The sequence below is a fragment of the Azorhizophilus paspali genome, from assembly GCF_043587585.2.
Lineage (GTDB): Bacteria > Pseudomonadota > Gammaproteobacteria > Pseudomonadales > Pseudomonadaceae > Azotobacter > Azotobacter paspali.
Map to the genome: position 1 here is coordinate 2,972,491 of NZ_CP171449.1, position 19,583 is coordinate 2,992,073.

15 protein-coding genes and 1 tRNA gene are annotated in these 19,583 nt (G+C 61.8%); 7 read left to right on the forward strand and 9 right to left on the reverse strand.

Annotated elements, in window-relative coordinates; all coding sequences use genetic code 11:
- The first annotated feature begins 90 nt into the window (after positions 1 to 90).
- The 7 genes from ACGI6K_RS14435 (at position 91) to ACGI6K_RS14465 (ending at position 3,865) form a co-directional block, all read left to right on the forward strand.
- A complete protein-coding gene (locus tag ACGI6K_RS14435) occupies positions 91 to 363 on the forward strand; it encodes a helix-turn-helix domain-containing protein (RefSeq protein ID WP_376942733.1) in 273 nt (90 codons plus the stop codon).
- Positions 364 to 525: a hypothetical protein gene (locus tag ACGI6K_RS14440; protein WP_376942731.1), complete on the forward strand. Its 162-nt coding sequence runs from the start codon at positions 364 to 366 to the stop codon at positions 523 to 525.
- A complete protein-coding gene (locus tag ACGI6K_RS14445; protein WP_376942729.1) occupies positions 518 to 784 on the forward strand; it encodes a hypothetical protein in 267 nt (88 codons plus the stop codon). Before ACGI6K_RS14440 ends, ACGI6K_RS14445 begins: the two co-directional genes overlap by 8 nt.
- Positions 777 to 2,441, forward strand: a complete 1,665-nt coding sequence (locus tag ACGI6K_RS14450; RefSeq protein ID WP_376942727.1) for an AAA family ATPase — start codon at positions 777 to 779, stop codon at positions 2,439 to 2,441. Before ACGI6K_RS14445 ends, ACGI6K_RS14450 begins: the two co-directional genes overlap by 8 nt.
- A 2-nt stretch (positions 2,442 to 2,443) precedes the next feature.
- Complete coding sequence (locus ACGI6K_RS14455; RefSeq protein ID WP_376942725.1) at positions 2,444 to 3,118, forward strand: hypothetical protein; 675 nt, start codon at positions 2,444 to 2,446, stop codon at positions 3,116 to 3,118.
- Positions 3,119 to 3,133: 15 nt separating this feature from the next.
- Positions 3,134 to 3,412, forward strand: coding sequence for a hypothetical protein (locus ACGI6K_RS14460; protein WP_376942723.1), 279 nt, complete (start codon positions 3,134 to 3,136; stop codon positions 3,410 to 3,412).
- A 150-nt stretch (positions 3,413 to 3,562) separates the two neighbouring features.
- Positions 3,563 to 3,865, forward strand: coding sequence for a hypothetical protein (locus ACGI6K_RS14465; RefSeq protein WP_376942721.1), 303 nt, complete (start codon positions 3,563 to 3,565; stop codon positions 3,863 to 3,865).
- A gap of 48 nt (positions 3,866 to 3,913) precedes the next feature.
- On the opposite strand, the gene ACGI6K_RS14470 is transcribed toward ACGI6K_RS14465, so the two are convergent.
- From ACGI6K_RS14470 to ACGI6K_RS14510, 9 genes are all read right to left on the reverse strand, one after another.
- On the reverse strand, positions 3,914 to 6,739 hold the full coding sequence (locus ACGI6K_RS14470; protein WP_376942719.1) for an ATP-binding protein: 2,826 nt from the start codon (positions 6,737 to 6,739) through the stop codon (positions 3,914 to 3,916).
- Between the two features lie 4 nt (positions 6,740 to 6,743).
- Positions 6,744 to 7,265, reverse strand: a complete 522-nt coding sequence (locus tag ACGI6K_RS14475) for a hypothetical protein (RefSeq protein WP_376942717.1) — start codon at positions 7,263 to 7,265, stop codon at positions 6,744 to 6,746.
- A 1-nt stretch (position 7,266) separates the two neighbouring features.
- Positions 7,267 to 8,304, reverse strand: a complete 1,038-nt coding sequence (locus ACGI6K_RS14480) for an AAA family ATPase (RefSeq protein WP_376942715.1) — start codon at positions 8,302 to 8,304, stop codon at positions 7,267 to 7,269.
- Between the two features lie 11 nt (positions 8,305 to 8,315).
- Positions 8,316 to 11,234 (reverse strand): DUF1156 domain-containing protein, encoded by a 2,919-nt coding sequence (locus tag ACGI6K_RS14485; protein WP_376942713.1) that lies wholly within the window; start codon positions 11,232 to 11,234, stop codon positions 8,316 to 8,318.
- A 12-nt stretch (positions 11,235 to 11,246) separates the two neighbouring features.
- Positions 11,247 to 13,511, reverse strand: a complete 2,265-nt coding sequence (locus ACGI6K_RS14490) for a DUF262 domain-containing protein (RefSeq protein WP_376942711.1) — start codon at positions 13,509 to 13,511, stop codon at positions 11,247 to 11,249.
- A 1-nt stretch (position 13,512) separates the two neighbouring features.
- Entirely contained in the window at positions 13,513 to 17,049 is a 3,537-nt protein-coding gene (locus ACGI6K_RS14495; protein ID WP_376942709.1) for a helicase-related protein, read from the reverse strand.
- Positions 17,050 to 17,256: 207 nt separating this feature from the next.
- Positions 17,257 to 17,332: transfer RNA gene (locus tag ACGI6K_RS14500), tRNA-Thr, on the reverse strand.
- Positions 17,333 to 17,425: 93 nt separating this feature from the next.
- On the reverse strand, positions 17,426 to 18,265 hold the full coding sequence (locus ACGI6K_RS14505; RefSeq protein ID WP_376942707.1) for a CvfB family protein: 840 nt from the start codon (positions 18,263 to 18,265) through the stop codon (positions 17,426 to 17,428).
- A gap of 35 nt (positions 18,266 to 18,300) precedes the next feature.
- The gene (locus ACGI6K_RS14510; RefSeq protein WP_376942705.1) at positions 18,301 to 19,437 is read right to left on the reverse strand and encodes a PQQ-dependent sugar dehydrogenase; all 1,137 of its coding nucleotides are present in this window, start codon (positions 19,435 to 19,437) and stop codon (positions 18,301 to 18,303) included.
- Positions 19,438 to 19,583: the final 146 nt, after the last annotated feature.

A 19,583-nucleotide genomic window follows, 5' to 3' on the forward strand; every position in this document is an offset into this window, starting at 1 on the left:
AAATTTGGCCTACTTGGTCTAGTAGATTCTGGCCCGGTAGATTCCTGCATCCTCATCATCATTTATTGACGATGATAGTGAGGATTTATCATGCACACTCCACCTAAAGAAACTATCGAACGCATCAAGGAGGAGATTGCTAAGCAATTAAGCTATGCCCTCGACAACCTTCCTGCCTTGGTAGAGGACAAGCAAGCTGCCAAAGTCCTGGGCGTGAAGCAGAACACCCTCGCAGTCTGGCGCTCGACCGGCCGCTACCGCCTGCCCTTCGTCAAGGTCGGTCGCATGGTGCGCTACCGCGTGAGCGATCTTGCCGAGTTCATGGCCCGCCGCACTGTTGGTCATACCGGGGAGATCGCCTAAATGAAAAGCACCCGCCCCCAATGCCAACAGAGCAGCCGCTCCCGCAGCCAATTTACCAGCCTGATCGGCCTTCTGTTCTCCCATGACTCTGCCTTCAACCTGCTGATTACGCTGGCTCAGATCGCCATGTACTGGCTGATGCTGGAGGTATGTCATGGCTAATCATGCAATCCAGTTCCACAAGGTTCTGCAAGACGCTTTCGGCCAACAGCTTCCCATGCCTGTGCCGGATGGCCAGCCTCACCACTTCAACGCCTACGGCGACGAGCCCGGCACCCTGAAAGGCTGGTACATCTTGCGCTTGGACGGCAGCTCCGCCTCAGGCTGCTTTGGATCTTTGAAAGTCGGCAATGTGTGGCATAGCAGCCCTATCGATCAGCAAGAGGCAGAACTGCTTGAGGAGGCACACACTGATGAGTGATCTACTCGAACATCTGCTGCTACCGCGTCTGGAAGGCGTAAAGAAGCATGGCGAGCGCTATATGGCCTGCTGCCCGACCCATGATGACAAGTCGCCCTCCCTGAGCTTGGTACGCGGCAATGATGGCCGCGTCCTGGTCCATTGCTATGCCGGCTGCGAACCCCGCAACGTGCTGGCGGCGGTCGGTCTGGAGCTGAAAGACCTTTTCCCCAGCGGTTTGAGCCAAGAGCAGCGCCAGCAGTATCTGCGCGAGAAGCTAGAGAAGGAGCGCTACTTCGAGCGCTTGGTGATCGAGTCCGGGAACGGCGCGGTAGGCAACGGCCAAGAGCTGTCCGACGACGATATCGCCCGGATGGCGCTGGCGCATGAGCGAATAGAGCAGCTCGATCAGCAGCTCGCCGCCCTGGATAAGCCGGAAAAGTCGAAGTGCCGCGCTATGCTGACGCAGGCCTCGGCCATCAAGCCAAGGGGTATCCGCTGGCTGTGGCCGGCCTGGATCGCCAAGGGAAAACTCACTGTGTTGGCCGGCGCGGGAGGCGCCGGAAAGACCACCCTGGCCATCGGGCTTGCAGCAATCCTTACCAGCGGTGGCCACTACCCTGATGGAAGCCTCTGCACCGAGCGCGGCAACGTACTTATCTGGACCAGCGAAGACGATCCTGCTGATACGCTGGTGCCGCGCTTGATGGCTGCGGGAGCAGACCTTTCTCGTGTTCACATCATCAATGGCCGGATAAACCATAAAGGCGAGCATGAGCCCTTCGACCCGGCAACCGACTTCAATTTACTGCGCAAAGCCGTGGAGGCCCTTGGCGGAGCGTCGCTGCTGATCCTTGATCCTGTGGTCAACCTGGTTAAAGGCGACATGCACAAGGCGAACGATGTCCGCCGCTCGCTCCAAGTGGTAGTGGACTTCGCCGAGGAGCACGATTGCGCCGTCTTGGGCATCAGCCACTTCTCCAAGGGAAGCGGTGGCTCCTCTCCGGCGGATCGCGTGATCGGCAGCCAGGCTTTTGGCGCGCTGGCCAGAACCGTGCTGGTGGCCGCCAAGCAGGAAGACTCGGAAGTTCGCGTCCTCGCCCGCGCCAAGTCGAATATTTCCAACGACAACGGCGGGTGCTCCTACAGCATCGAGGAATGCACGGTCGACGACGACATCGAAACCACCCGCGTACGGTGGGGAGACTTCATCGATGGCAGTGCCAAGGAGATCCTGGCCGATGTCGAGCGCCAGATTGATGACGAGCCGGAAGACGACGATCCCGCCGAAGCGTTGCGGCGCATCCTGAGCGAAGGACCGCTCACCGGGAAGGAGGCCAAGCGTCTGATGGTCGAGAACGGGTATACGCAAAAGCAGATCAGAACCGCCCGCGAAAAGCTGTCAGTCACGATCGACCGGGAAGGCTTTGGTAAGAACATCAAGTCTTATTGGTCGCTTACCTCATTCATGCCCTCGAACCTCCATTCATGCCCATCCTCAAGCATGGGCACGAATGAAGAAAAAGGGCACGAATGGAAAAACGAGGCACGAATGGAGGATGCCGCAGACAACCAAAAGTTTTCGAAGACCGCCAGCACCATCACTGATGGTCTTCAAGATGAAACACCCCTCGGCAATTCGCTCACCACTATCAACGACAACGCGGAGTACTTCTAACCATGGCCGCCCTGGACTACCTACACCAGGCCGGTCTGACCGTCGAGCTAGATGGTGATCGCCTGCGCGTCATGCCTGCAGATCGCATTACGGAGGAGCTTCGCCAATATCTGCGCGACCGCCGCTCCGAGTTGTTAGCGGAGTTGAAGTCCGCTGACGACTCGCAACGGGTCCAGTCCGCCCCCTGTTGCTGGCTTCATCTCCTGGTCTTCAACGATGGAAACGTGATCCAGCATTGCAGCGAGGCCGGCACCTCCAGCGTGAAACAGACGGTTCAGCTGCGATATGGCGATGCAGTGCTGGCTGTTGTGCCCGTGCCGGGCTTTAAGCTCGATGAGGAGATCATCAAGGGCCTGGCCGGCACCCTTGGAGTGACGGCTCCGTTACCTCCGCCGTCACTCAGCTGGCTTTTCCAAGTTGCCCGTCTGCTCGGAGTGCAGCCTGCTGTGCTACTGGACAACGGGCACCTGGAGCAACACGACCTCAGCGAACTGGCCGGCGCAAATCCTCATCAAGTAGCGGAGACGATTCGAAACAGCCCTGCATGGATCAATCGACTAGAACGGCAAGCCGTCGCATCGAGCAGCTCAATGGCGGACCTATCATCACCCCGGCCCCTACAGCGCCAGTATGCGCAGCATGTAAACTCATTCGCAGCCCTATTCGGCGCTATCTAAAGTAGAGGGAAATAGATGGCTATTGGGAGAAAGACCGGCGGCCGAGCGAAAGGCACGCCAAACAAGAACACCACCGCTGTCAAAGAGGCCTTGCAGCAGGCTTTCGAGGACATGGGTGGATCGGGGGCGCTTGCCAGTTGGGGAAAGGAAAATCCGGGCGAGTTCTATAAACTTTGGGTCAAGCTATTGCCGCAAGATATCAATCACGGAGGACAACCGGAAAACCCGCTCACGACCTTGATGATGCAGATATCGGGCAAGACTCTAAAACCCGCATCCGAGGTCGATGAATAACCTCCACGCACGCGAGACGGCGAAGCTAACATTCCGCTCGCTGCAACTAATGCTCAACCTGCTTATGCCATTGCCCGCCAGGCCGGCAACCAAAGTCTGGTGGGCTGTTATTCGCGTGGCTCCCTCTCTGCTCCCCTATCGAAAACACCCATGAAACTTCTCAATACCTACGATGACCATGATGAAGCCAAAGAAGCCACCGAGAAGCTGACCGGTGACAAACGGCTTGCCAGCGAGCGCGACGCCACTGTGGTCATCTACAACCTGTTCGGCATCCCCAGCTGGGGCAACTTCCATCGTCTGGGCATGTACAACCTAGGCGAGCTGAAGCTCCTGTTGGATCGCCGCGCTACCTGGCAGCCTGCTGACCAGGCTCGGCATGCAGAGATCATTGCCACTCTGCAGATCGTCACCAAGAACCATGGGCTGGAAGTTCCCGCACACTGGCTATGAGGCCAGGGCCGGATCATCCCGGCCCGGCGCGACGCCAGAACGGCTCGATCAGCTCTCGAACTCCGCCGAGGAGAACTTCAACACGTTGCAGTTCTCCTTTACCGCACGCTGCAACGCATCGTCGAAGGCCTCGGAGCTTTCTGCCTCGATTTCCACGCTGATGCTGACCTTCACCCCCGGCTTGGCGGTGAACTGCTGCAGGACCTCCTCGACGATATTGGCGAAGGCCAGCTTGGCGCCTACCGGCTCGATATTCACCGTTGCATAGAAGCGGCGCTTCTCCGCTTTTGCCGCTACCGGAGTGGAAGTCGGCTGCGACACGGAAGTCGAGCCCGCGGGGGCCTGCGCGGCAGGTCTGTCCTCGCCCACGGCCAAGGGGGCCGACTGGGCCTGCGCTGCCGCCTTGGCCGCACGCTCGGCATCGACGTAGGCACGCGCCACCGACGGTTCGATCAGCAGCAGGGAGTCATCCAGGATGGGCGAGGTCGATGCCCCCAAGGTGAACCCCTTGTACTTGCCCTCCTCCTTGCCGTAGGCAAAACCGAAGAAGTCCTCGCTGGCGGCGCCGGCAGCCAGGGTGTTGCGATACACCATGTCGTCGCGCAGGCGCGGCAGGTAGAGGTACTGGCAGGACTTCTGCCAGAAATCCAGGGCCTTCACCTCCTCTACCCCGTTCTTCCAGAACCAGTCCTTCAGGTAGCGATGCAGGTGGATCGGCGACCAGTTGTTGATCAGCAGCGCTTCCTCGGCTAACACTTTCTCGATTTCCTGCGACCAGTTCAGCGAGCTGGCGCTGACCTGGAAGGTTTCCCAGATCAGCTCGGACAGCCCGCCGCCCGCCTTGGGCTCCTGCATGGGTACTAGCAGCCACTTGTAGGTCTCGCGGATCATCCGCTTGAGCGCATCCCGGGCAGCTTCCAGACCACGAGTCGCCTCGCGACTCTGGAACTGGTCCAGGTTCAGATGCATTTCCTTGATGTCACTGACGATGGACTGCCAGGCTAGACAGGAGCGCACCTGGTCCTTGAGCCGCGACAGGGCATCGAAGTCCGCGGCCAGGAAGATCAGGCGGTTCTGCTTCTGCCGCGGCTGCTCGCCTCGGTAGCGCAGGGTCTCGGCCGCCTTGTCGAGCGCCAGGTTCTGGCCCGTGCGGCTGTAGGGTGCCTCCGGGGTGAGCAGCACCAGACGCAGCGACCAATCATCCGGAATGTCCACGCTTGGCGTGAACGGATGCACTAGGAACAGGTTGGTCGCGAAGGACTCGCGCAGACGCTCGCGAATCAGCGGGAACACGTCCTCACAGTCATTGAAGCGGCGACGACGGTCTTCCATCTCCCGGCGCAGGTTCGGCCGGGTATCGAACCAGTAACGTTCGTTGCCGTTGTTCAGGTAATGCAGCTTGTCGCCCAGGCGGCGCAAGGCATCCTTGAAGGTGCCGACCGCCTGACCGGGCTGCACGGCGCCCAGCAGGATGCGCTCCTGAGCGACGCCCCGCACCATCTGCTCGGAAGTGCTCGGCGCACTGCCGAGGAAGATGGTCCGCGCCACCCGGCGGCAGGCATGCACGCTGCCGAAACGGGTATCGGCACTTTCCAGCCGCGTGGTTTCGGCGCGCTCGCCGTCCACGTCCTTTTCCAGCACCGGGTCCCAGCCCTGCGGCAGGTAGTAAATAGCCTCGTTGCGGGTTTCCGGGTCGTACAGCGGCAGGCTGCCGGGCATCAGCAGGGCATCCTTGCTGCCGTCGCGCCAAAGCCGATGAATGACCTTGGCCATCAGCTTCAGCACGCCGCGGGTGCGCTGGAAGTTGTCCAGCGACGACCAGTCCTCATAGAGGCGGTCGAATACTTCGGGATGGATCGGATAGGCCTGGATCAGCCGCTCGTAGTAGCGGCTTTCCTGGGTCTCCTGAGGGAAGCTGCCGGCGTTCTCGACATAGAAGTCGGCGAACTCGCGACAGACCGCCTCCATCGCCGCCTTATCGCTGATCGAGCTGAACAGGCGCCGCCGCACGATCTCGAAGGCCTCCTCCGTCCCTACCGGCTTCCACAGCGCCTGTACCCGCGCGAAGTAATGCTCCAGCGTGCGCAGTGCCTGGATGCCGGTCTTGCTCACCGCTTCCTTCTCCGAGTGCGGCAGCGAGGCCAGCAGGATGGCGCTGGGCACCCCCTTCAGGGCTTCGGTCAACGCTTGGATGAAGGACAGGTTGGAATCGAAGGTACCGCCGGAGAGCGACTTGCCCTCCTCGAACTGGGACATGTAACGCACCAGCTCGTCGATCAGGATCACGCAGGGAGCCGCCTTGTGCAGCAGCGCCTCCAGCGCCGGCTTGCCCGGTGCTGTACCGCTTTCGTCGGCATGCTGCACTAGCGCATAGCCCTCCTCGCCGGCCAGTTGCCAGGCCAACTCGCCCCAGAGGGTGCGCACTGTCACCGGACCATGGCTTTTCGGCTTGCTGGCCAAATCGAGCTGATGCACGCCATCCAGCACGGCGATGCGCGCCTTGGGCAGCTCGGTGATGCCGGCCGCATCCAGAATCGGCGATACCCCCTGCAACTCGCTGGCCGGCGCCAGCCCCCTCGCCAGGTGGTAGACCGCCAGCATGGTGTGGGTCTTGCCGCCGCCGAAAGCGGTTTGCAGCTGGATGACCGGATCGCCGCCCTTGGCGGCCAGGCGCTTGAGCACCGAATCCAGCAGCAGACGCATGCCCTCGGTGATGAAGGTGCGCTGGAAGAACAGCACCGGATCGAGGTACTCCGCCGTGGCGCTGCCGTCGTGTACCCGCGAGAGGTCGGCGGCGAACTCGGCCTGCTGGAAGGTCCCCTTGAGCACGTCCTCGTGGGGAATGGCGATTTCTGTCCAAGGTTTGAAAATCATAACGCTATCCTTCTACTTCCCACTTCATCTCAGCCTTGAGGGTGCTCTGGTCAACCACGCAAGGGTGTGGATCTATAGCTTTCAGCAAGCCCTTGAGCTTAATCAGAACGGCCGCCGGATCGATGGCCCGCGGACGCAGTTTCGAGTGTTTGGCCGGCTGCTCCATGTGCAGGACGACACGCAGCGTGCGACAGCGCAGCATGGCCGTGGCAACCCTGCGCTCGTCTGGATCATTGGCGTGCAATTTGGCCGATACCAGTCCAGCGAGTGTGTCTCGCACCTTGAGCGCAACCACATCAGCCAGTTCTGCAGCGGTAATCTGACAACCCACTCGGTAGTCTTTGATCTCAATGAGCCAGCCAACCATCTCATCGGCATAAAGAATATCCACTGCCTTGGTACCACCGAAGGCAGGATTGAATTGATGGCGATAGTGCGCCCAGTCGTCGTATTTACTGGCTATTGCCTGGTCGGGAAAGCGGAAGGTCAAGCGTCCTTCTTCGATCACCGGCTCAATGACCGCCATGTCAGCCCTCCAGGCCCATGAAGCGGTCGGACTGCTTCAGCTCTTCGTCCAGCAATACCAGGGTTTGCAGGTCGTCGACGCTATCGCCCTGCTCCAGCCCGACCCCGTCCGCCGTTGCCTTCAGCGAGAAATAGCGCTGCTTGACCTTCCTGAACTCGGGCTGCTCGGCCAGCATCTCCAGCTCGCGCAGCAGGAACAGCGAATGACTGGCGACGAACACCTGAATGCCCTGCTGGCAGAGATTCATGATGCACAGCGCGATGAGCTTGATCAGCTTGGGGTTAAGGTTGGTTTCCGGCTCGTCCCAGAACAGGTAGCCCTGTTCCAGCAGGGTGCCGGTGCTGATCAGGCGCGCCAGCATGGCGATCTTGCGCAGCCCCTCGGCCACCAGCGGCATTTCCATCCTGCCTTCGCCGGGCATCTGCAGATAGAAGCGCCCGGTGGCCGCATCGACCACCACCTTGCCGCCCATGGCGTCTTCTAGCGGCTTGACCAGCATGGCCACGGTCTTTTCCCGCGGTCCCTTGAGGGTCGGACTGCCCAACAGCGACACCGTATCGCGCCAGCTTTCCTCGAACTCCAAGTGGTAGTTGTCGTAGAGCGGCACGAACCAGGGGCTGAGCGTCACCAGCTCCCGAGTCGGCAAATAGACCGGCGACTTCCGCAAGCCGGCCTCGGGCAACGTATCCACCTGCACGGCGCTGCTGGCCTGGGAGGCGAAGCTGATCACCAGGCTCTCCCGCTCATCCTTCATGCTCAGCGCAATTTCACTTTTGCCGCGCCCCTGACGACGTTTGACCAGCCGGCCCAGAGAGTCGGGGCGGAACACCCCCACCAGCTTCTCGGCACAGCTCTTCTGCAGCGCCGTCTTGGTCAGCTCCTTGCTGTCGGCCTGCACCTTGAGCAGGGAATACAACAGCTTGAGCAGCTGGGTCTTGCCGCAGCCGTTCTCGCCGATTACCACGTTCAGGCCCGGCGCAAAATGGAACTCGGCGTTGGGCAGCGGACCGAAGTTCTGGATGCTGGCGCTTACAAGCATGGTGACGCTCCTCAAAGATCAAACGCACCTTGATGGCCGCTGTGGCCGACCTCGTGGGAGGCCTGTTCGATGGCGGTCCAGGCGGTGACCAGTTCGTTGTAGGCGCGGGCGTCTTCGGCCCAGCCCTTGCGCTCGCAGAGGGTGTAGAGACGATAGGCCAGCGCGCGGATCGGCTCGCTGCGCTCGGGCATGCGCGCCAGCAAGGCACCGGCGGCGGATTCGCCCTCCTGATTCAGGGCGCGGATCATCTGGTGCAGGGCTTCCCACACCGGTATGCGGATGTCGGTTTCCGGAGACCAGTCACTGGCCATGTCCGCCCAGCGCAGCAGGCGCAGCTCGCCCTTGCTGCTCTCCACCACCCCGGCCTCCACCAGGCCGCCAACGCTGGTGCCCTTGGCGCGCGCCAGCACGTCGGCTTCGCCGTACTTGCCGGTGGCCCAGCCCTGGGTCTCGAACCAATGCAGGCAGAACTGGGTGTCGTGGTCGAAGTCGTCCTCGGCAAGGAAGCGGTTGATCAGTTGCAGCGCGGTACGCACGCTCATCGGCGTGCCGTCTGCCTCTAGCACGGCGGTGTACTTGCTGAAGATCGCCATGCCGGGGCCGATGATCGCCTGACTCAGGTCCACCGGCGCCACCGGCGAGTTGATACCGCCACGGGTCATTTCGTCGAGGGCCACCGGCAGCACGGCGTTCAGCTCGCGGATAAACTCGCGGCGGGAGATGCTTGGCGCGTCGGCGGCGCGCTGGCGACAGACGAGTACGATGCTGGAGGCCAAAGCGTTATTGCCAGTACCGACCTGCCGATTATCACCTTCAGTACGTACGGGCCACGTCCCTGTGATAGCAAACCCACCTCCAATAACTGCAGCAAGGAAAGTTTCCCACCCCGTGCTAGAGGTACCAGAACCCTCTTTGGTCTCAGCTTGCTTAAATGCATAATAAATTGTTACTGGAAATGCTGGATGAGCACGCAAAGCCAAAGACTTGATTGCCTCCCCCATTCCATCGAGAAAAAAGGCCTCAGCCTTCTCTTTGCCACCATGCCGATAAGGTATCGCCACTAACTCTTCCGCCTTGGGAACAGCTAATGTTGCATAAAGACCAGAAAAAATAGGCCTCAAGCAGCGACGAAGCCATACATATAAAAAATCCGACAAATCTGCGTAACCGATATTGTCATAATATGGCGGATCCGTACTAACCACAACATTACCAAGCACGCCAAAACTTCCATGAGTCGCTGCACTACACTGGAAAGCCTCTCCCTTTACATATCCGCTCAACGCCGTCTCAAGAACTTTCGCAACAACATCAGCACACTCAACAAATCCAGAACTAGACTGTGCAAACGCTGAGCCTTCAGCAAAATCCCAAGACATCTGAAGCGCCTGCTTTGGCATCCCGGAGCGCATAGCATTGTCTTTTGGCCGCCATGTCGCAAGGGAGCAGCCATAGTCAGCCAACCTGCTAATTGCGCATGCCAGATACACTCCTACAGCCTGCGCATAAGCAATTGCCCCGGCTCCACCTTGGTCTAACCCTACATCATCTTCCCATCCAGCAGTCAGCGCATTCTCACGGACGCGGACGATGGCCTCCTGCACCAGATCAGAGAAAACATTAAGAGCTGCCAATTGACGATGAGTAAAAAGATCCCCCCACTCTTTCATGCCGTACGGAACGCAAGTGCCGCCAGTTAGTCGCGCCGGCACCTCACCCGACGGTTTCCACTCAAAATGTGCTTGACGCGCAACAGCTTCATGCTCAGACGTAGGTGGCAGATAAATACGCCCACGAACACCTTCAGCGACAATTGCCATAAGCCGGGCACCTAGTCTCCCTGCCTGCCCTTCAGACTTTATATAATCGCCACTGATCGGCGTATTTGAAAGCAAGCAAAAAAAGTTTGAACTACGCCCGGCTGCTTTCGTACCATTTCTGGCTGACTCTGGCGGACTTCCCAATTTAACGGAAAACCTGTAGGAGTTCCCTTCTACTACCGGCTCAACATAGACCTCCTTACCCGACTTACTGGACAAGATAAACGTCGAGGCCAGCGGCACCTCTGCATGGCTGAAGGCTGGGTTGGGGCTATGCACCGTGCGCGCCCACAGCCAAGCGATCACCGTCAGCTTCTCGCCCAGATAGGGCTTGAGATCGGGCCGCTCGGCGACCATCTCAGCGGTTACCTCTATCTTCGGGTACAGATGGCCGATGCGCTTTTCCGCCTCCTCGCGCATCCAGGCACCGTAGCGGCGAACATCTTCGGCCAGCCCCTTGGCGCCCGACCAATCCTCGAAAGCGTCACGGGTGGCCTTCCTCCCGCTGCCCTTGTCGGCGGCGATTTCCGGGCCAACCGGCGCGCGCCCGGCGAACTTGGACGGAATCTCGATCATCGCCTTGTTGATGGTCACCGCCACCGGGTTGAGGTCAGAAGCGTAGCTTTCCATCCCTAGACGCTGGGCCTCTAGCGGTATCGCCCCACTTCCTGCAAAGGGATCATGAAAAAATGGCAACTTCTCCGGATTGAACAACTCAGCCGCCTGCGGGTGGTCCTTGTTGAGGGCGCAGGTCTCGCGCCAGCTGCGCCAGATTTCCTCGCGGGCACGGCCCAGCACCTCTTCGTTGTTGGTGTTCTCCCACCGCACCAGGTCTTCGATGATCTTGAACAGCCGCTCACGCTCGATGGCGGCCTTTTCCTTGTTCACCCCGAACTTGAAGCCGCCACCCTGCTGATAACCGGGATCGTTGACCATCTGCGCGAAGATCACCGCACGGGCCGCCGCCACTGGACGCTGAGCCCACCATTTATGAAGGGTGGTTGGGTAGCCGCCCGGAGCTTTCCTCTTCCTAAGCGCCGCCTCGGCATTGATTGCATCCAGCGGCAGAGCCACTTCGATCAGCTTTTTCGGGGTCTTGACAGGGTACATGGCAATTCTCGATCAGGCCGGCAGTGCGGCAGGGCTGGACGGCACGAGGTTGGCCAGCAGATTGAACAGGCGTTGGCCGAGCAGGCGACGGCGCTCGCTCACCCACTCGGGGAGCTGTTCCAGACGGTAGAGGCCGATATCGCTCGGCAGGCAATGGCTGTACATGAACTCCGGCGACAGGGTCTGCGCCCACTGCTCGAACGGCAAGGCGTAGTAGTGCTCCTGCTCGGCGGTGCTCAGTGCCACGCCGAGGATCAGCTTGTTGGCGAAGCCCTGCACCACCGGCGCCAGCGCATCGCTGACACCGGCGCGGCGCAGCTCGTCCGGGAGAAAATGGCGGCTCTGCACCAGCGGCAGCGCTCGGCGCTGCAGGTTGGGCAGGTCGTCGGCATACAGCAGCGAGAGCAGCAGCTCGGCCTGAGGCTGCTGGTCCAGCGCGGTGCTGCACCAGCGCGCCAGGGCCTCCTGGCCGAAGTCGATGGGCCGCCCCATGCCGCGGAAGGCCTCGGCAATCGCCTCCCAGGGGAAACCCGCCTCGCTGCGCAAGGCGCGGCGCACGGCATTACGGTAGACCTTGAAGGTGTTGTTGGTCTGCAGCGCCAGCAGGCCCTGGAAGCCGATCAGAATGATCCAGCGACGGATGCGCTGGCGATCCTCGGCACTGATCTGCAACTCGCTTGCCGGTGGGTTGCTCTTGTGCACGTAGTAGGCCACCAGCATCAGCACGTTGATGCCGCTGAGGCGCTCGCCATACAGGCCGTGGTCGCGCAGGAGGCGCGCCGAGAAGCGCAGCACTTCCTTGACCTGCTCCCAGCTCTGCTCCAGCAGACGGATATTGCTGGGGATGAAGTTCTGCACCTTGATGGCGAAATCGAGATCGTTGAGGAACAACGCGGTGCGCAGGACAAACTCGCGGTTGATGGCACGCTTGGGGTTGAGGATGGCGGTGAGGTCGTCGATGAGGGCCTCGGTTTCCTCGCGGGCGTTGAACTGCTCCCAGCGCAGGGTGATCACCGACATCAGCAGGTCGCTGCGGCTCAGCGGCGAGCCGCCGCTGTTGGCGCGGATGAAGATGTCCAGCACACGGTCGTAGGAAGCGCTGCACTCGGTGAAGTAGGCCAGCGCATTGTCGCGCCAGACGGCCTGCCAGAGCCGGCCGAGGTTGGCGCGGGCAATGGCGCGGCGGCTTTCGTCCAGATTGAGGTTGGCGTCCACCCAGTTGCGCAGCATCTGCTCCAGCTCGGCCTCGCTCTTCGCGACGAGGATCAGTCCGACCTCGAACCACAGCTCGCCGGCCTTGTTCTGCGGGCGCTGGTCGTGGTCGAAGAAGGCGAAGCGGTAATGCTCGGCAATCGGGCTGACATCATCGTCCTCGCCCTCTTCCTCGACTTCCGGGGACTGGGCCAGATCGATGAACAGGATCTTCTCGTCCCAGGCGTCGTCCGACTTCTTGCGCTTGTGCTTCTGCTTGATGATGTAGGAACCCTTGAGGCCGATCAGCAGCGAGGTCAGGCGCTGCTGGCCGTCGAGCACCAGCGTAACCGGCTGGCCGTGCTGTAGCTCGGCCTTGTCGTTGTGAATCGAGCCGTGGCGGAAATCGCTGATGAAGCTGTAGATCTCCCAGTCGTCCTGGCTGCCCTCGGGCAGATCCCAGAACATCAGCGCGCCAATCGGGTAGCCGCGCATGATGGAGTCGAACAGCCCGGTGATCTGTTCCGGCGCCCACACATAGGGGCGCTGGATGGCCGGGATGAACAGGTCGCGGTTGATGCGGTCGAGGGTCTCGGCAATAGTGGTGATCTGGTAGCCCATGATGCTTCCTTGTTCTAGTTGCGCTACTGCGGGCTGCCCGGTCGTCACCGGCTCGACAGACTGCAGTGGCGCGACGACCTCGGACTGGGCAACAGCCGTAGGCTCGACCACGGCAGCCGCCAGGGGCGACTGGGCATACCAACGCAAGAACGCCTCGAACGGGTCGAGGCGATCGAAAATCCAGTAATGCACGGCGTGGCCCACCCGCAGGCGCGGACAGTTCTTGCCATTGAGGTTGGAGTTGCGCGACTTCTCCGCCGGATAGTGGCACTCCGGCGAGGCCGGCGCATCGGCCAGGGAAACCGCCTCGCTCCAACAGTAGATACCGTCACGCTGCCGCTCCAGGGCCAGCTCGCGGCCCAGCCGGGTACGGAAGCCGGCGATGTATTGGGTCGGCGTGGCGATACGGGCAAAATGCTCTGCGCAGAAGGCCTCGGCCTGCCGGGCCAGGTTTGCGAGCGTCATTTCACAGGGACTCCGCCGGGCTGAGGGCACGCGCCAGCAACAGGTTGAGATCGAGGTTCTTGCTGGCTTCCGCCCAGTCCGGTTCCTGGCTGAAGGGATTGCGCACGTAGTACGGCCCTTCGACGCTGTCGCCTTCGCCGACCAGCACGATGGCGAGGATGAATTTGTCCGCCTGGTTGAGGCCGTAGATGATCTCGTTGCGGGTCACGGTGATGGTGCTCTGGCCCTTGGCGCGGCCCTTCACCTCGATGTGCCGGGCATTGGGCAGCAAGTGTTCCTGACGCGGTGGCTGGGAGGTGATGTCCCAGCCGCACTTGTCGGCGGAAACGTCGCGGATGCTGTGGCCGAGGGCCTCCTCGGCCTCGATCACCGCCTGCATGGCCAGCCGCTCGATGCGGGCTCGTGCTGCGGCATCGGCACAGAAGGTCGTCTCGCCCTTGCGCTGCGCCAGCAGGCCGCGCGGGATTACCAGGGCGCCGCCGATCACCACTGGCGTGCTGGAAACGACGCTGCGCATGGCCTCCAGCTCTTTCTCGCGCTGCTGCAGGCGGGCGGTGAGCTCTTCTGCTGTACGACGGGCATTCTCCGGCTGCATGCGCGGCTGCTTGCCGGCCTGCACCTCATCGCTGAGCTTGAAGTAGCGGTCCGACCAGAAGTCGATCTCCTTGATCAGCCGCTCGCGCACCGCCGCGTGGATCTTGTCGGCCTGGCGTACCAGGCGGCCCTTAACCTCGGCGTAGTGCGCCGGCACCAGGTGCTGAGAGGCGTGGTTGAGGGCCAGGGCTTCCAGATCCTGGGTGATCCAGCTGGCGTTGAGGATGTCCTGCACCAGGTAGTGGTCGGCCGGATCGAGGGCCTGCATGTCGAGATGCGGCGCCCAACCGGCATTGACGGCCTCGCCCTTGCTGTCGATGGCGACGAACTGCAGGCGGCGGGAGACGGTCTTCTGCTGCTCGCCCATGCCTTCGCGCAGGCTATGGTCGAGCATGAACAGCACGCGTGGCTCAACGCCATCGTCATTGGGGTCGACCAGGATGGCGCCCTGCTTGAGCTTGGCACGGAAGACACCGAGGATCATGTCGGTGCTGGCGCGCATCAGCGGGTGGCCGGGGTGGATCAGGTCGGCCATCGGCTTGCCGTCCTGGCGGATCAGGTGCTTCTCGAAGCAGATCCGCTCGTACTTGCGCAGCACCGGCGTGCGCGTCTCGCCGATCAGTCGATCCCGCTCGCGCAGGTCGGCGGGGACATGGCGAATCTCGTAGCGCCCTTCCTCGCGCTGCTTCATCTCGCCGCCCAGGTGGCGGAAGGCCTCGCTGAAGAAGGCACGGATGAAGTAGGGCTGCAGCTTGCGCGCCTGGGCCTTATCCATCTCCTCTTTGACCGCGTACAGCTCGTCCATACCCATGTGCTGCTCGACCAGCGCATTGCGGCGCATGATTTCCTTGAGGTGCTCGGTATCCAGCGCTCCCTCGATGGCCTGATCGAGCTTGGCCTTGGTTTCCGGCAGCTCGCCGTAGCGGATCGCCTCGATCAACAGATCCTTGAGCGACTTGTTCTCGAAGGCCTCGCCAAGGATGTCGAAGACCCGGCCTCCTAGAGCTGCGCGCTCAATTTCCAGCTTTTCGAGAAGCTTCTTGAATACCTCACCCTCACGGGTTTCGTTGGCCACCAGGTTCCACAGGTGGCAGACCTCGGTCTGGCCGATACGGTGGATACGGCCGAAACGCTGCTCCAGACGATTGGGGTTCCATGGCAGGTCATAGTTGACCATGAGGTTGGCGTTCTGCAGGTTCACGCCCTCGCCCGCCGCATCGGTGGCGATCAGCACCAGCACTTCGGGGTTGTGGCGGAACTCTTCCTGCACCTTGCGACGGTCGTCGCGATTAGTGCCGCCATGGATGGTCACCACGGCCTCGGCCTTGCCGAGGATGCCGCGAATGCATGTGACCAGGTAATTCAGGGTGTCGCGGTGCTCGGTGAAGATGATCAGCTTGCGCATACTGCTATCAGGTCTGAACATTTCCGGGTGCTTCTGCAGCAGGCTGGACAGCTCTTCCCACTTGCGGTCGTTGCCGGAGCTGACCAGATCCATGGCGCGCTGCTCCAGATCGCGCAGGATGAGAATTTCCGCCTCCAGCTCGGGGATGGTCGCGGCGGCCGTGGCCTGATCCACCACATGCTCGGCGTAGAGTTCGTACTCTTCGGGGCTGAGTTCTTCTTCCAGCTCGTCGAGGTTGTCCGGCAGGTCGAGCTGCTTGGTCACCACATAGCTGCCGATCGTCTGGGCGACGCCGGGCTGCATGCCTCGCGCGGCGAGCTTCATCTCATCCAGGCGCTGCTCCAGCTTCTTGCGACGGCGCTGCAGCGACTTGAAGATGGCCTCGGGGCTGGAGGCCAGGCGGCGCTGCAACTGGGTGAGCGCGAAGCCTACGGTGCCCTTGCGCTTGCCATCCAGCAGGCGATCCGCGCGGTTCATCTCGTTGCGGACATAGTCGGTGACCTCGTTGTAGAGGTCAGCCTCCATCCAGGACAGCTCATAGTTGGCCGTGTAGGCGCGGCGCTCGGGGAACAGCGGCTTGCCGTCGAACTTGAGCAGCTCTTCCTTGACCATGCGCCGCATCATGTCGCTGATGTCGACCTTGTGTGCCCCCTCGCGGAACTTGCCGTAGAAGCGGTCGCCATCGAGCAGGGACATGAACAGCTGAAAGTCCTCTTCCTTGCCGTTGTGGGGCGTCGCGGTCATCAGCAGGAAGTGACGGCACAAGCCGCCCAGCAGCTCACCGAGCCTGAAGCGCTGGGTCTTGTTGACCTTCTGCCCGAAGTAGTTGGCCGACATCTTGTGGGCTTCGTCGACGACGATCAGATCCCAGGAGGTGGCCTGCAGCTTCTGCTGGTAAGCCTCATTGCGCGAGAGCTGGTCCAGGCGGGCGATGATCAGGTCCTGATCTTCGAAGTAGTTGCCGGACGGGCTCTGCTCCATCTTCTCGCGGCTGAAGATCTCGAACTGGACGCCGAACTTTTCCAGCAGCTCATCCTGCCACTGCTCAGTCAGGGAGCCGGGCGACACGATCAGCACGCGCTTGGCATCCGCACGCATCAGCAGCTCGCGAATCAGCAGGCCCGCCATGATGGTCTTGCCGGCCCCGGGGTCGTCGGCCAGAACGAAACGCAGCGGCTGACGCGGCAGCATGGATTCGTAAACGGCGGAAATCTGATGCGGCAACGGTTCGACGTTGGATGTATGCACCGCCATCATCGGGTCGAACAGGTGGGCCAGTTGAATGCGCAACGCCTCCAGACCAAGCTTGAACTCTTCGGCCGAGGCGTCGAACGCCCAAGGGCGCCCCGCCTGCGCCAGCTCCAGACGCGCCTCGTCGGTACGGCAGAGCATCTGCTCGCCGAGGCGCCCCTGGTTAGTCTTGTAGATGACGGTGACGGCGTGCTCGCCGACGCGCTCGACCGAGGCGATGCGAACGATCTCCTCCGGCTCGATGCCGCGGATCAGGGCGTCTTTCTTGATGTCTTCCAGCTTGACCATGGCGCCTCCTGGACGGTGCTATGACAGGGGGCCAGTAGTTTACTTTCAGGCACCGGACTGCGCTGTCTACTTTTTGTACAGATCTTGGTCGATTGCAAAAGCTGGCGGGGAGAGCAAGGAGTAGCTGCTTTCTGTTCTGACGCTAGCCCGGTGATAGCCCGCTCCAAAAACGAAAAAGGCCCGCATCGCTGCGAGCCTTGATTTTTCTGGTGCCGGTGAAAGGAATCGAACCCTCGACCTTCTCATTACGAATGAGCCGCTCTACCGACTGAGCTACACCGGCGGAAAACGCCGCACATTATTCAAATTCGGCCGCCTCAGCTCAACCCCCGAGCGATAACTTTTTTCCGTGTATCAGGCAGTTGCGGACACTTGGTCATCGGCTGCGTTCGATGCGGTCGTCGTGGATGACGATCAGGCCCTGCTTGTAGAGGCCGCCGATGGCCTTCTTGAAGCTGCCCTTGCTGACGCCGAACAGTTGGGCGATGCGTTCCGGCGGGGTCTTGTCGCCGAAGGGCAGCGTGCCGCCCTCCTCGTCCAGCCGCGCGAGGATGCGTTCGGCCAGTTCGTCGCGGGCGGCCTGGCCGGCCGGCTGCAGTGTCAGGCCGATCCTGCCGTCGGCGCGTACTTCCCTGATGTAGCCCCGTTCGCGCATGCCGAGGCGAACGGGCTTGAACAGCTCGTTCCTGTGGATCAGCCCCCAATGGCGGCCCTCGACGATCGCCTTAAAGCCCAGCGGAGTCTGCTCGACCACCAACAGCTCGACAGCCTGGCCGGGCCGGTAGTCAGGCAAAGTCCGGTCCAGATAGCGGTCGAGCCGGGCAGTGGCGACGATGCGCCGGGTGCGCGCGTCGAGGTAGGCATGGACCACGCAGTGATCGCCGACCTGCAGTGGACGTTTTTCTTCGGAATGGGGCAGTAGCAGGTCCTTGGGCAAGCCCCAGTCGAGGAACAGGCCGACTCGGTCGATCTGCACCACCTTGAGACTGGCGAAGCCGCCGACTTGGATCTTCGGCCGCAGGGTGGTGGCGATGAGCCGGTCGTCGCTGTCCAGGTAGACGAAGACGTCGAGCCGGTCGCCGACCTCGCTTGGCCGGTCCCTGGGCACATAGCGCCGGGGCAGGAGGATTTCGCCGTCCTCACCATCGTCGAGATAGAGGCCGAAATCCGTGTGCTTGACCACCTGCAGGGAGTTGAATCGTCCGATGAGTGCCATCTTGAATACCTTGCTTGCCGGGGGCGGCATTCTACCTACTCTCGAGCGGCCAGGCCGAGGCGCAGCAACTTGCCGTCGGCCTCGTCGGTCAGCACGTAGAGATAGCCGTCCGGCCCCTGGCGGACGTCGCGGATGCGGGTATCCAGATCCTCCAGCAGGCGCTCCTCGTGGACGATGCGTTCGTCGTCCAGTTCCAGACGGATCACGCAGCGATCGACCAAGGCGCCGATGAACAGGCTGTGCTGCCAGGCGGGAAAGCGCCCGGCATCGTAGAAGGCCATGCCGCTGATCGCCGGCGATTTCTCCCAGACGTAATGTGGCGGTTCGGTGCCTGCGACGGTCTTGCCACGGGCTTCGGGAATCGGCAGGAAGGAATAGTTGATGCCATGGGTAGCCAGCGGCCAGCCATAGTTCCTGCCGGCTTCCGGAATATTGACCTCGTCGCCGCCGCGCGGGCCGTGCTCGTGGGTCCAGAGCCGGCCGCTCCAGGGATTGAGCGCGGCGCCCTGCTGGTTGCGGTGGCCGTAGGACCAGATCTCCGGGCGCGCGCCCTGACGGTCGACGAAGGGGTTGTCCTCCGGCACATGGCCGTCCGGATACAGTCGCACCACCTTGCCCTGCAGCTTGTCGAGGTCCTGCGCGGTCGGCCGCTGGTTGTTCTCGCCGAGAGCGACGAACAGGTGGCCGTCGCGGTCGAACACCAGCCGCGAGCCGAAGTGGATGCCGGTGGAGAGCTTCGGCTGCTGGCGGAAGATCACCTGGAAATCCTCCAGCCGACGCAGGTCCTCGGACAGCCGGCCACGCCCTACGCTGGTTCCGGCCTGGCCGTCGTCCCCGGCCTCGGCGTAGGACAGATAGACCAACCGGTCCTCAGCGAACCCCGGCGACAACGCCACGTCGAGCAGTCCGCCCTGCCCGCGGGCGAAGACCTCGGGTACCCCGTCCAGTGGCTCGGACAGGCGTCCGTCGGCGAACAGCCGCAAGCGGCCGGGACGCTCGGTGACCAGCATGCTCCGGCCATCCGGCAGAAAGGCCAGTGCCCAGGGATGCTCCAGACCGCCGGCTAACCGATCGAGTTGCACGGTTCCCTTTTCGCTGGGGTACTGCGCCCCCAAGGCGGATGGAATCAACAGGGAGCTGCAGATCAGGGCGAGGAAGCAAAGACGAAACATGTTCGAGTTCCTTTCGTGAATGAGGGTGCGGGGCGGAATCTATTGTAGGAACAGCTTGCCGGCGATCCGTTCCTGCAGGTGGAACGCCGGACCGGGTTTGGACATCCCGCCGTCCCCGGTGGGTACAATGAGCGCCCTTTTTACGA